Annotated in this window: 8 protein-coding genes and 1 tRNA gene; 5 read left to right on the forward strand and 4 right to left on the reverse strand. The window is 46.3% G+C overall.

From position 1 onward, the window contains the following. Window positions 1–84 precede the first annotated feature (84 nt). Window positions 85–1629, forward strand: a complete 1545-nt coding sequence (locus tag VV1_RS16890; protein WP_011081330.1) for a methyl-accepting chemotaxis protein — start codon at window positions 85–87, stop codon at window positions 1627–1629. A gap of 65 nt (window positions 1630–1694) precedes the next feature. On the opposite strand, the gene VV1_RS16895 is transcribed toward VV1_RS16890, so the two are convergent. The 4 genes from VV1_RS16895 to VV1_RS16910 all read right to left on the reverse strand — a co-directional run bounded on the left by VV1_RS16895 (window position 1695) and on the right by VV1_RS16910 (window position 6255). Beyond that, entirely contained in the window at window positions 1695–4529 is a 2835-nt protein-coding gene (locus tag VV1_RS16895) for a hypothetical protein (protein ID WP_011081331.1), read from the reverse strand. A gap of 235 nt (window positions 4530–4764) precedes the next feature. Then, a tRNA-Cys gene (locus VV1_RS16900) sits at window positions 4765–4838 on the reverse strand. Window positions 4839–5107: 269 nt separating this feature from the next. Next, window positions 5108–5350 carry a hypothetical protein gene (locus VV1_RS16905; protein ID WP_011081332.1) on the reverse strand — a complete coding sequence of 81 codons (243 nt, stop codon included), beginning with the start codon at window positions 5348–5350 and terminating at the stop codon, window positions 5108–5110. Between the two features lie 227 nt (window positions 5351–5577). Then, the gene (locus VV1_RS16910; protein ID WP_011081333.1) at window positions 5578–6255 is read right to left on the reverse strand and encodes a MaoC family dehydratase; all 678 of its coding nucleotides are present in this window, start codon (window positions 6253–6255) and stop codon (window positions 5578–5580) included. A gap of 496 nt (window positions 6256–6751) precedes the next feature. On the opposite strand from VV1_RS16910, the gene VV1_RS16915 reads away from it, so the two are divergent. Genes VV1_RS16915 through VV1_RS16930 form a run of 4 tightly spaced genes read left to right on the forward strand, consistent with a single transcriptional unit; the run spans window position 6752 to window position 13308 of the window. Further along, a complete protein-coding gene (locus tag VV1_RS16915) occupies window positions 6752–10864 on the forward strand; it encodes a response regulator (protein WP_011081334.1) in 4113 nt (1370 codons plus the stop codon). Window position 10865: 1 nt separating this feature from the next. Further along, on the forward strand, window positions 10866–11705 hold the full coding sequence (locus VV1_RS16920; protein ID WP_011081335.1) for a CheR family methyltransferase: 840 nt from the start codon (window positions 10866–10868) through the stop codon (window positions 11703–11705). A gap of 2 nt (window positions 11706–11707) precedes the next feature. Continuing rightward, window positions 11708–12289, forward strand: a complete 582-nt coding sequence (locus VV1_RS16925) for a chemotaxis protein CheB (protein ID WP_011081336.1) — start codon at window positions 11708–11710, stop codon at window positions 12287–12289. Window positions 12290–12291: 2 nt separating this feature from the next. Continuing rightward, window positions 12292–13308, forward strand: coding sequence for a GGDEF domain-containing response regulator (locus VV1_RS16930; RefSeq protein ID WP_011081337.1), 1017 nt, complete (start codon window positions 12292–12294; stop codon window positions 13306–13308). Window positions 13309–13368: the final 60 nt, after the last annotated feature.

Here is a 13368-nt window from a genome sequence, read left to right on the forward strand (position 1 = left end):
AGCTGTATCATATGCACTGGTGTATTCATAAGCACCTTTCCACGACTTGCTCTATCACACATTCTAAGAGAAATAATAATCAAAATGACCACCCAATCTACGCTCAACAAACACTATTCAGAACGTGCCAATTTAATCTCAACCACCAACCCAGACAGCATCATTACTTACGCTAACGACGAGTTTTGTGATATTGCCGGGTTCTCACAGCAGGAGTTAGTTGGCAATCCTCATAACATGGTTCGTCACCCTGATATGCCAAAACAAGCGTTTGCTCAGCTGTGGCAATACTTACGTTCAGGAAAAAGCTGGATGGGGTTAGTAAAAAACCAATGCAGCGATGACAAGCATTACTGGGTTTCAGCATTCGTTACGCCGATCAAAAGTGCTGATGGCGACATCATTGAATTTCAATCCGTCCGTTCTAAACCAAGCGCAGAACAAGTGGAACGAGCACAGGCGCTTTACGATCAGCTACGAGCGAATAAACATCGTGCAAAACCAAGGCTCACTTTCCACCACCTTTCTACTCTTGGTTCTTTTGCAACTGCGGGCTTAATTTTGGCTGGCACTCTCACCGCTTCTAACGTCTTGCTCACTCTAAGCGGGGGTTGTGCTTTACTGTTGGGGGCGAACGCTCTCTACCAAGCGAAACGATTTGGCAATCTTCGAGCCCTAGCTCACGATGCCTATCATAATCCTCTCATGGAGAAGCCTTATACCAATCACTTTGACGATTACTCACAAATCGAGTTGGCGTTAATGATGAAAAAGGCGGAATTGCGCGCGGTGACGGCTCGTGCCACTGAAACTTCCGGCGGAATTCTGATCTCAGCAGAAGAGGAATTTGCCACCATTCAGTCCATCGGTGCCAGCTTGGATCAACAATGCCACGAAACGCAGCAAGTGGCCGCCGCCGTTGAGGAGCTGACTCACTCGATCAATGAGGTGGCGAATGCGGCGTCTGCCGCGTCCATGCTTACGGAAGAAGCCAATGAGGCGTCTCAAACGGGCTTGGAGAGCATTGGAACCACCATACGAGTGGTGGATGCCATGGCCAAAGAGCTGGAACACTCGAAAGCCGTGATTGAGCAGTTATCGAACCATACTCAGAAAATCGACAGTATTTTAGAAGTGATCACCACCATCTCTGAACAGACCAATCTGTTGGCGTTAAACGCTGCAATTGAAGCCGCGCGCGCCGGGGAAGCGGGCCGTGGCTTTGCCGTGGTGGCCGATGAAGTTCGGAATTTGGCGTCAAAAACGGGCAGCAGTGCCAATGAGATCCATGCGATGATCAATCAGCTTCAAACAACGGCCAAACAGGCAGTGGAAGCAATGAATACGGGGTTTGATTTGTCTCAGGATTGTAAGAAACAAGCCGATGCAACAGGCGATGTTCTTTCCGTTATTCGCGATAAATTGGACGCGGTAACAGACAGCAGCCATCAAATCGCCACTGCGGTAGAGCAACAAGCCAGTGTAACGCACGAGATCAATCGCAACATCGTCAACATTAAGCAGCTCGCTGACGATACTTCTCAGTCGTCCCACAGCTCTGTGCAACGCACTAGCCACCTAGTGGACAGTATTGAAGACTTACAGCGTTTGATGAAGCAGTTTGTCTAGCCCCTTTATCGCAACAGCAAATAAGGCAGCGTAACGCTGCCTTATTAATTGGTTCTCGCTGCTGTTTAAAACTGACCCGCCACCGAGAAGAAGAACTGATCTTTACCCAGTTCCGAATCAAAGCCATGGGCATACCCTAAGGTGATCGGCAGCACGAGATTGTACCCCAGACGCGTTTCAACCGTGACTGACAAACCCGCTCCACTCAGCTGATTTCTTGTCGTTTTTTCACTCCAAGCCGTCCCTGAGTCGGCGAACACCGAAGCTGAAATATCACCCAAACCAATTGGGTAAAGCCCCCAGTTGCGCTCTACGCGTGCTAACCACGTGGTTGCCGTCAGTCGCTGTGTGAAATAACGATCGCCTCTTTGCACATTTTCATCATATCCCCTTAGAGACTGTGACTCACGGCCAAACAGGGCATGTTCGTCACTTTGATCAGAGCCGCCTAAACGGAAAGGCTTGGCTTTTTCATCCGCATAGCCACCCGCAAGTCGAAGTGATAATGTGCTTCTTCCAGGCAAATCGAATGTCATTTGCCACTGCGCCTGAAACTTCTCCCCTTGGTAGTCGCTGCTTAGCCAGTCGTTAGTTTCCACAACCGCATCGAGGTAATGCCCCCAACCTACTCCAGGCACATTAAGATAGCTTTCGCGATTATCAAAAGTGACGGCCAGCCCTACCAAGCTTTCTTCTTGCTCTCGATACGGCGTGATCGCACCAAAAGATGGCGCTTTCGCTTCTGAGTCTTTATCCCAGTAAACGCCCGCAGCAACACTGAGTTGGTCTTCAAAAGCCGTAAAAATGTGATTACGTTGGATCAACGCACTGTCACTTTGTTCTATTCGATAGCTCTCTGCCGTACCTTGCTTAAACGTGGTGAAATCGTGTGTACGCGATGCTTGAACGAGCCAACGCGAATCATACAAATACCCCAAATTGAACTGTGCAAGATCGTTTTCAAAATCCCATGACAAACCCAATTGATATTGATGACGACTTAATGCATCGGCACCGTTAATGATGAAACCGGCTAATTTTTGATTTTCATCTTGAGCTGCAATCGGCAACCACGTTCTTGGGCGCAAGCTGGACCAAGGAGAGTAGTCACTGATCTCACTTTTTTCCGCTACCTGCTCAACGGGATCGACATAATGATACTGGCCATCTTTGTCGGCAACCGTGAAAGTGGTCACTGGTACCTTGTCCGATTTTTCTTTCAAGGTATAGCCGTTGGCATCATACGATTGATAAACAAAACCTGAATCACGGCGGGTTTGTGGTGTAAACGCGCCACCCACTTCACGGGTCAACTGCTTTATTTCGCCAGACACTATGTCGAGCGAGTAGATGTTAAACACACCGTCGTAATCGGCGCTAAACAGCACTTCACCATCAGAGGTAAATGCCGGTGAATTTTCGACGGCACGAGATTGCGTTAACGGGGTCCATTGCAACGCGGCTAAGTCAAATTTTTCAAGGTTCCAACCTTCACTCGATCGTTTGACACTTGCTACGATAAAACGACCATCGTGAGACACGGCAAATCCACCTAACACGTCACCAATCGTGCCTTGCCAAATTTGCTGACCGATTTCTGGTTGTTGCGCATCCATTAACCAAAGTTCACTGAGACCATTCACCTTACGTGTGGCTAAGTAGCGCTGGCCATCAGGGAGCCATTTAGCGCTGCGAAAACGCTGCTTCTCTGTCAACGCTTGCCAACGATCATCTTGATAAAGATAAACATCGCTCAGCACGCGGCCATCTGCATAAGCGATAGAACGCGTCGCCAGCACCCCACTTTGAGGATGGAAATCGAGCGAGTTGATGTTTTTCGTTTTAGTCAGTGAGTCTCCCGCGCGCTCATCACTGCCATCGCCTAACAACATCAGTTCACTCGCATCATCACCATTGTCGACATTAACCAAAACACCATGGTCCGTTGCGGTAAACACTTGCATAAATGGGGCGGTATATTTCCCCTCACCAATGACGGCTTGCTCCATCATGGTGGCAAGATCGCCTTGGTATTTCTCATATATATGAGCTTGGAAATCAGACCAAAGCTGTTCAAAATCCTTCCCAAACGTTTTTCTCGCCGTGCTGTTGAGCAAAAAGAACGGAATAAGCTTGCGGCTGTAACCCTGCAAAAATTCTTGCACCTTAGCATCACCATAGCTATCGGCTAGGTATTGCACGAAATAGGCACCGTACAAATAGTTGTAGCCTAGCGGCCATTCTCTTGCTGCCACGGCAACTTGGTTGAGATCTTTCACGTCACCAGAGGCGACTTCCATTCTCATTTCCATGTCATAACCAGAGCCTTGCAAGCGCCCATAGCCAGCTTGTTCATTGGTTTCCAGATAAACCGCAAGCCCTTCGAGCATAAAAGAAGGCGTCATGAGGTGAGGATAAAGAAATGGGTTGCGACCAAATATTTTACGAAAAACGTTGACCGCGCCGCCGCCCATTTCCATGTGCATGATATGCGCGTACTCATGCTTAATGAGGAGATGCATCCACTCATCGTTATTTTCCAAGCCATTTGCTTCATCTGGTGGACTCATAATCAAACGAATTTGTGGATAAGGCACCACCGTCGCCCAACCGTTTGAATAGTCCACCTCATCGACCAACACCAATTCTGTTTTTTCTTTCGGCTCGTAACCAAAGTATGGCACCAGTTCTTTATGGGATTGTTCAGCCAAATCAAGCGCTCTTGCGGCTTGCTTTTCATGGCCATTTCTAAAGTGGATAACAAAGTGATCCGTCGATTGAGTTAACCATGTCTCGTTTGCTTGATCCCAAGCGACAGATTGCGCGTAGGCTTGAGAAGGAGTCCCTGCCCCCAAAGCGAATAGCGCGGCAAGTGAAAGTGCGAGCGGCGTATATTTCATAGATAATTTTCCATCAGTGCACATAGATAAAATGAATAGAACCAAGTTAATGTACACTGTTTTATTGATTATTCATGTCCCTATTTGTATGGGAATGTATAGAGCAATCAAAAAGATGACAACGTGCGAGCCCCTAAGAGTAGAGCAAACTCTCACGAATCAATTGAAAAAAGGAAAAAGATGAAAAGTGCTTAAATGCAAAAAGCCGACACTGAGTGTCGGCTTTTCTAAATAATGGAGGCGCGTCCCGGAGTCGAACCGAGGTCCACGGATTTGCAATCCGCTGCATAGCCCCTCTGCCAACGCGCCTTACTGTGTTGCCCGTGCTTGTCTCGGGAACGGGGTGCACTTTAACGTATTCTCATGAGAGATCAACTAATAATTTCGTTTCTTTGTGTTGATTGGACAATATCGGATCGATTTGTTGCTTTGTCATACAAAGTGGTTTTAAAGCTGCCGACTCTCTTATCTAGGCTCTAGGCTCTAGGCTCTAGGTTCTAGGTTCTAGGTTCTAGGTTCTAGGTTCTAGGTTCTAGGTTCTAGCAATCATGATTTTCCATCATTCCATACGCAGTTCATCACTTTGATTGCCAAAGATCTAAAAAATATTTTCCGTAAACCACTTCCGTTTGCATGTGAAAAAACAGTAAAGCGCCCACCACGACCACAAATCCCCAATTGAAATAGCGATTCACTTTCGCTCTCACCCGTATATCGAATACGGCCAATTGTATGCCCACAAGTATGAAAGGGTAACTTAGGATCAACAGTAGCAACCATCCCAGATGGGGCGAAATGGCCATGGGTTCAAAACCGATCATATGTACTCCTTGATATAAGTCACTGCTTTGGAGCGTATCAGTTTGAAATTCGGAAATTTTGTAACTTGCGGGCAGTTACGAACAAAGACTGAGTAAAACACGCACTAATTTAATGCATTCTCAGTATGGGGACATCAGGTTGACGTAGCGGAAAATCGGAAGCCAAGAAAAACGCAATAAAAAAGAGCGCTTTGAGCGCTCTTTATAGAATCGATAGAACCAAAGATTTAAAAATGGAGCTGAATAACAGAAACCACTACAGCAGCAGGACGACGAACGCCTTCGATCTCCACTTTGATTTCACGCTCTATCTCTAACCCTTTTTTGATTGGGGTTACTTTGGTCAGTGTGCTTGAAGCACGTAAGTTATTACCCGATTTCACCGGATATGGGAAACGCACTTGGTTCAAGCCAATATTCACAACCATCTTCGCCGTCGGGAAGAGGTTATTTTCAGGATTAACTGAATCGGTCAACTTCGGCAATAGAGCTAATGTTAAAAAGCCATGAGCGATGGTGGTTTTGAATGGCGACTCTACCGCTGCACGCTCAGGATCCGTATGAATCCACTGCATGTCTTCTGTCACCAAACCAAATTGATTGATACGCTCTTGATCAACATGAATCCAATCACCAACATGAATCACTTGACCTATTTTTTCACTTAACTCGTTGTAAACAAGCTGCGCTTCTGGTTTGAGTACGATCGGCTCAGGCAATGACACTTCTTCATTCACCGCAGGCTGCTGATGATCGCGTACTTTCGAGAAAAGAAAACTTCCTTGCGCCTTTCCTAGAAAATCACCCCAGTACTCACGAAGAGTTGGAGACATCCAATTAATAAACTCAGAATGATGCGCAGAAAATGCGTCTACTTTGTCTTTAAATAGATTTGTGACTTTCATAAAAACCTTGGTTCATAATCTTCAAACTGGCTATACCAGTTAATTTTGAATTACTTCACATAACCTTGCAAATACTTTCGGGCGCACAACTGTTACCTCAAAGTCAAATAATCCATTAAAAACATAACGATAGAAATAAAACACTATTTTATTGTCTTTAGACAATACGAGTAAAAACTCTAGTTTTATTTACTATTTTGCGTATTTTTGTGCGGTCACAAGTATGCAAAGCCCCTTTCATCACCAAATAATTACGTTCAAATAACATGCCAAACAGCGAGCGAGCTGTTTTCATCCTGTAAACAAGAGAAAAACCGCTTTGATTAACCCAATATTACTCGCACATTCGAGCTCATATATTGAGAACTTTATCAAGTAGTTATTGATTTGAGATACAGAAAACAAGATCCTTATCAAGCCTCGTTGCATGCGTAATTGAACGGATGTCCAAGATAAGAGAAACTTGTTGTATAACAGTAATTATAGTGATGTTGAAATGATTAGCTTTGCGGACTTACGTATTCGTCCTAAATTGATTGCCCTCTTAATAATTTTTGGCATTTTACCCATGGTTTGCGTCACCCTTTTCAGTGGCCGCATGGCATCGGAAGCCCTAATAAAAAAATCCTTCCAAGAATTGCTTGCTATTCAGACGCTAAGAAGCGCCTCGATTGATACCTTTTTTGAAAAACGATTACTCGATATTGGCACTTTAGCAGGCACAGACGAGCTGCGCGATTTCGCGACGGGGTTAACGACAGGGGTTAGCGTCAACTACTCGATTGAAGAAGTCGAAGACTCTGTGATCAGCTCTTTCACCAGCGCCTATGATTACAATGATTTTTTCGTACTCTCCCCAGACAAAGGAAAGATCCTCTACGCTCTGCACGATAAAAGCCGCATCAATGCGAACAGCTTAAGCTACGAAAACACCGATCCGTCACTGGCGAAAGTGTGGGCCAAAACCGTGGCAAAGAGCACGACATATTTTACTGATTTTGCAAAAAGTAAAGCGGCACAAGGGCAATATGTTGCCTACTTTTCTGCCCCAATCCTCGATCACGACGGCAATTTGATTGCCATTGCAGCCATGCAAGTTTCCCCACAGTTGGTGACTAAAATCGTCGACTCGCGAGTCGGAATGGGTGAAACGGGCGAATCGTACCTTTTGGGTCTCGACGCCACCAGCAATCAATTTACCCTGCGCTCTGACATCGTTACCATGGGCAATGGCCGCTATGTGGTTGGCTTTAGACTTGGCTACGATCTCGACTATTGGACAGATGCCCGTTCAGCAGGTGACACCGGAGGCCAAGGCACATACATCGACAGTGCTGGCCGCCCTGTTCTGGTCACATTTAACCGTATTCAAGTACCCGGCTACGATTGGTATTTGATCTCAAAGATCAATCAAGATGAAGTCACCACACCAATTACTCGCATCTATCAAGCACTGACCATTATTACTGCGATGATTTTTGTGTTGATCTGTTTTGTTGCGATCAAATTCTCCAACTCCGTAACTTCGCCCTTGTTGGCCAGTATGGATTTTGCGCAGCACATTGCCAAAGGAAAGCTCGATTCCTCGCTGACCATTGATAGAAAAGATGAACTCGGTGAGTTAGGGAGTTCACTCAATAACATGGCTTCACAGTTGCGTGATCTTGATTGGCTAAAATCGGGGAAAGAAACGCTAGATAATGAACTTCGTGGCGATATTGAGCTGAGCGAGCTGTCTAACCGATTTATTCGTTTTTTCACGCGTCATCTGAATGCCCAATTGGGCGCCTTCTATCTCTTCGAGAATGGGCAGCTTGAGTTGAATGCTTCCTACGCGTTTTCTGATCGCGCCGGTAATTTCAATCGCATTCAAATTGGCGAAGGAATGGTTGGCCAAGCCAGCTTGGAGCAGCAAGTGATTGCGTTTAACCATGTTACAGACGAGGCACCCGTTTACAACTTCGCCGCGGGTGATTGCGTTCCAACGCATTTCTTAGCCATTCCACTGTGTGTGGATAAGCAACTGATCGGCACTGTGTTACTCGGCGCTTTCCATGAATTTTCCCCTATTCAGAGACGCTTTATTAACGAAGTCGTGGGCAATTTGGCTATCGTTTTCAACGCCACAAAAGCGCGTTTAGTGATTAAATCCCTGCTTGAAGAGACGCAACAGCAAAAAGCACATCTCAGCAAAGCGAATGAAGATCTCGAAGCGCAAACACAGGCACTGCGCGTTTCGGAAGAAGAACTGCAAGCGCAGCAAGAAGAACTTCGCGTCACTAACGAAGAGCTAGAAGAGCAAACCAAAGTTCTGCGTGCTTCTGAAGCGGAGCTGCAAGCGCAACAAGAAGAACTGCGTGTAACCAATGAAGAGTTGGAAGAGCGCACTAAAGCGCTAGAATCGCAACAAGTAGAAATGAAGGAGAAAAACGAGGCACTTCATCAGGCGCAACTTGTTGTCGAAGAGAAAGCCAAAGAGCTGGAAATTGCCAGCAAATATAAGTCTGAGTTTTTGGCCAACATGTCCCATGAACTTCGTACTCCGCTAAACAGCATCCTGATTTTGTCTCAGTTGTTTGCCAATAACAAAGACGGCAACTTAACAGCGAAGCAGATTGAATCAGCCAAAGCCATTAACTCATCGGGCTCAGACCTTCTTTCCCTAATCAATGAAATTCTTGACCTATCAAAGGTTGAGGCAGGCAAGATCGATCTGCACATTGAAGACGTGCCCCTACAAACGGTGGAACAAGATCTTCTGAGACTTTATCAAGACATCGCCGATGATAAAGGTTTGGACTTCCAAGTGATTTGCGCACCAAACTTGCCACAAACGCTTGAAACAGACGCTCAGCGTTTACAGCAAATCTTGCGCAACTTACTGACCAACGCCTTCAAGTTTACGCACGAGGGTGCCGTGACATTGAATATGGCCTTGCCTTCTCCTGAACAAGCGAAGCTGCTCGATAAACCTCGTGAAGCGTTGATCGCATTCTCTGTCAAAGACGACGGCATTGGCATTAAACAAGAGCAGCAGTTGGCTATCTTCCAAGCCTTCCAGCAAGCCGATGGCAGTACCAGTCGTAAATATGGCGGTACAGGGCTAGGTCTGTCGATTTCGAAAGAGTTGACGCATTTACTTGGCGGACGTATTCACCTCAAGAGCGAAGAAGGAAAAGGCAGCATCTTTACGGTGATCTTCCCTACTCGTTATGAAGTCAAAGAGTCTGAATCGCAACCGACCCTATCGCCGATTAGCTTAGCTCCAATGGAGCCAATGGACGTTGTTGAACGCGAAGAGCCAACACCTCCTGCTCAAGATGCACCCTCTGTTGAAAAAGAGCCCGTTCCCCAATTGAATGGATTCAAAAAAGCGGACAGCATCAAACAGGACAACGATAGCTATGTCGAAGATGACCGACAAACCGTGGTGCCAGAAGATCGTACTTTGTTGATCATTGAAGATGATCGTGCGTTCGCCAGCGTTATGCGTGATTTTGGCCGCGAACGTGGCTTCAAATGCATTGTGGCGGAAACCGGAGAAACAGGCCTGCACTTTGCTCAGTACTATAAGCCCAGCGCCATCATTCTTGATATCGGCCTACCTGGCATCGATGGCTGGACCGTCATGGAGCGACTCAAAGAAAACCCTGAAACGCGCCATATCCCGGTTCATTTTATGTCTGCCAATGACGCAAACCTCGATGCACTGCGCATGGGAGCAATCGGCTACCTAACCAAACCAGTCGATATGAAAAAGCTCGAAAAAGCGTTTGGTAATATCGAAGATATTCTCTCTAAACCCGTAAAACGTTTGTTGGTGGTTGAAGATGACGCCATCCAACAAGAGTCTATTCGCCAGCTAATCGGTGAAGATGACATTCATATCGTAGCGGTTCCAACTGGTGAAAAAGCACTCGAAGAATTGGAGTCCAATCGCTACGACTGCATGGTGTTGGATCTGGGCTTAGAAGACATGACCGGTTTTGAGCTACTTGAACGTATTCGTCGAAGTGAAACGGCAGCTCGAGTACCGATTATCGTCTACACCGGACGCGAGTTAAGTAAAGAAGAAGAGCGTGAACTCAATCGCTATGCAGAGAGCATTATTATTAAAGGGGTGAAGTCACCAGAGCGTCTTTTGGATGAGTCTGCCCTCTTCCTGCACCGTGTAGAAGCTAACTTGCCTAGTGAGCAACGCGGTATTTTAAGAGCCGTGCACAACAAAGAGTCCGTCTTAACGGGCAAGAAAGTCTTGCTGGTGGATGATGATATGAGAAACGTCTTCGCGCTATCGAGCATTCTTGAAGATAAAGGAATGGATATTGTGATTGCACGCGATGGCGTAGAGAGCCTAGACAAGCTCAAAGAAAACCCAGACATCGATGTGGTGCTCATGGACATCATGATGCCGAAGATGGACGGTTATGAAGCAATGGAAGAGATCCGCAAACAAAAAGTGTATGAAAAGCTGCCTGTCATTGCTTTAACGGCGAAAGCCATGAAAGGCGACAGAAGCAAGTGCATCGAAGCGGGCGCAAGTGATTATTTAGCGAAACCGGTCAATACCGATAAGTTACTTTCAATGTTAAGAGTCTGGTTGTACTGATATGGAAAGCGTCACTGAATTGTCAAACGAACAACTGGAAATTCAGTTGTTACTTGAAGCGATATACCGCAAATATGGCTACGATTTTCGTGAATATTCGCTTGCCCATACCAAGCGTCGATTAGAGTATCGACGCGCCATCGAGGGCATGTCGAATTATTCGCAAATGCAGCACAAAGTGATCAATGAGCCGCGATTCTTCGACCAAATGCTGTTGGACTTATCCATCAACGTCACCGAAATGTTCCGTGACCCTTGGTTCTATCGACGAGTGCGAGAGGTGATCATCCCGCACTTGCAAACCTACCCTTTTGTCAAAGTGTGGCATGCCGGCTGCTCTGCTGGGCAAGAAGTGTACTCAATGGGCATTTTGTTGGAAGAAGAAGGCATGAAGGATCGCGCGCAAGTCTACGCGACCGATTTCAACGAAGCGATTTTAGAGAAAGCCAAGCAAGGCATTTACCCGATGGACCTGATTCGTCAGTACACGGCCAACTACCAAGCTGCCGGGGGAAGTGCTTCGTTTTCCGACTACTATACGGCGGATTACGACAGCGTAATCATGAAGACAGCCCTGAGAGAGAAAACTTTGTTTACCCCTCACAATTTGGCGACCGATGGCGTTTTTGGGGAAATGAATGTTATATTCTGCCGAAATGTATTGATCTACTTTAACCGTGAGCTTCAAGACCGCGTTTTTCGTCTGTTTTACGACAGTTTGATGCCGGGGGGCTTCCTGTGTCTTGGCTCTAAAGAATCAATGCGTTTTTCTTCTATCGCGGACAAGTTTGATCTGGTCTCCGAAAAAGAAAAGATCTATCGCAAGAAACGGATAAGGTAAGCATGGATTGTTGTAGGCACAAATATGAAGCAGTGGTAATCGGGGCATCCGCTGGAGGATTGGCCGCCGTTGCAACGGTATTACAGCAACTTAAGGATTCATTTTGTATCCCTATTTTGTTGGTTCAGCATATCAGTGCCTCTCCTGAGAGTTACATTGCCGCCCATTTTGATAGCAAGAGCCATTTGTCGGTCCATGAGGCAGAAGACAAGCAGCCAATCAAAAACGGCAACATGTACATCGCACCACCCAATTACCATATGATGATAGAGACCGATGGTTGTATCGCACTGTCGGTCGATCCGCCCGTCAATTTTTCACGGCCTTCCATCGACGTGCTGTTCGAAACGGCGGCTGATTATTATAGAAACGCGTTGATCGGTATCGTATTGACAGGCGCTAATTCCGACGGTGCTTTAGGTCTCAAAAAAATCAAAACACTGGGTGGACTAACTCTAGTCCAATCCATTGATAGTGCAGAAGCGAAAGCCATGCCTGCTGCGGCCATGGCTGCCGTTGATGTCGACCACATCCTTTCTTTGGAAGAGATTGGTCATTATTTAAATACTTTATGTGATTGCTGAACATGCCTGATAAACCAACCCTACTCATCGTTGATGACAAAATCGAAAACCTACTGACTTTAGAAGGTTTACTAGAGTGCTTTGATGTCAATTTGGTGCGTGCCACGTCAGGCGAAGAAGCGCTTGCTCATACCTTAGACCACGACTTTGCCCTGGTCTTGCTTGATGTACAAATGCCAAACATGAATGGCTTTGAAGTCGCCGAGTTGATGCGAGGGAATCGCAAGACGCGCAATATCCCAATTATCTTTGTCACAGCCGCATCCAAGGCCGATGAACACATTTTTAAAGGGTATGAGCATGGCGCTGTTGATTACTTATTAAAGCCGCTGAATACCCTGGTGTTTCAAAGTAAGGTGCGTGTTTTTCTCGAGCTTTACGAGCAGCGACATGCACTTAAGAAAAAAACCTTAGAGTTCGATCAGAAATTGGCCGAATTGGAAGAGTTGCAGCAGCAACTCGAAGAGACCAACGAACAATTATTATTGCTGTCAACCACAGACAGTTTAACAGGCCTGAACAACCGCCGTCGTTTTGAAGAGATATTCCAAGACGAATGGCACCGCTCACAACGTTCAAGTGTCCCTATTTCGATGATCATTTTTGACATAGACCACTTTAAGAAATACAACGACACCTTTGGCCATCAACAAGGCGATGAGTGCTTACGTATGATTGCGGAAGCCATTCGTAGCATGAAGCTTCGCTGTCTCGACAAAATCGCGCGCATTGGCGGTGAAGAGTTTGCCGTAATATTGCCTGAAACGGAAATGGAAGGCGCGAAACACGTTGCTAACCGCATTCGCACCACGATAGAAGAGCTAAGTATTACCCATAGTCATCATGCAACCTTGCCATACGTAACGGCAAGTCTCGGCGTTTGCTCCATCGTGCCAGAAATCGACACCAATCCACGGTTGCTTCTGAAAAAGGCCGATGAAGCCTTGTATCGCGCCAAACGTACTGGCCGCAATCGCATTGCCGAAGCGCAGTTTGATGAGTTGTACGAACAGATCTAACTCGCGTTTTCTTTGTGTACATTGAGGGGCTGCGGCCCCTTTTCTATGCTTTTTCTCTTC

The sequence above is a fragment of the Vibrio vulnificus CMCP6 genome (assembly GCF_000039765.1).
Taxonomy (GTDB): Bacteria; Pseudomonadota; Gammaproteobacteria; order Enterobacterales; family Vibrionaceae; genus Vibrio; species Vibrio vulnificus_B.

Bases quoted from the DNA above. Each gene is read 5' to 3' on its own strand.
- VV1_RS16910 (WP_011081333.1), bottom strand. From the start codon at position 6,255: ATGAAAGTCACAAATCTATTTAAAGACAAAGTAGACGCATTTTCTGCG.
- VV1_RS16915 (WP_011081334.1), top strand. From the start codon at position 6,752: ATGATTAGCTTTGCGGACTTACGTATTCGTCCTAAATTGATTGCCCTC.
- VV1_RS16930 (WP_011081337.1), top strand. From the start codon at position 12,292: ATGCCTGATAAACCAACCCTACTCATCGTTGATGACAAAATCGAAAAC.
- VV1_RS16890 (WP_011081330.1), top strand. From the start codon at position 85: ATGACCACCCAATCTACGCTCAACAAACACTATTCAGAACGTGCCAAT.
- VV1_RS16925 (WP_011081336.1), top strand. From the start codon at position 11,708: ATGGATTGTTGTAGGCACAAATATGAAGCAGTGGTAATCGGGGCATCC.
- VV1_RS16905 (WP_011081332.1), bottom strand. From the start codon at position 5,350: ATGATCGGTTTTGAACCCATGGCCATTTCGCCCCATCTGGGATGGTTG.
- VV1_RS16920 (WP_011081335.1), top strand. From the start codon at position 10,866: ATGGAAAGCGTCACTGAATTGTCAAACGAACAACTGGAAATTCAGTTG.
- VV1_RS16895 (WP_011081331.1), bottom strand. From the start codon at position 4,529: ATGAAATATACGCCGCTCGCACTTTCACTTGCCGCGCTATTCGCTTTG.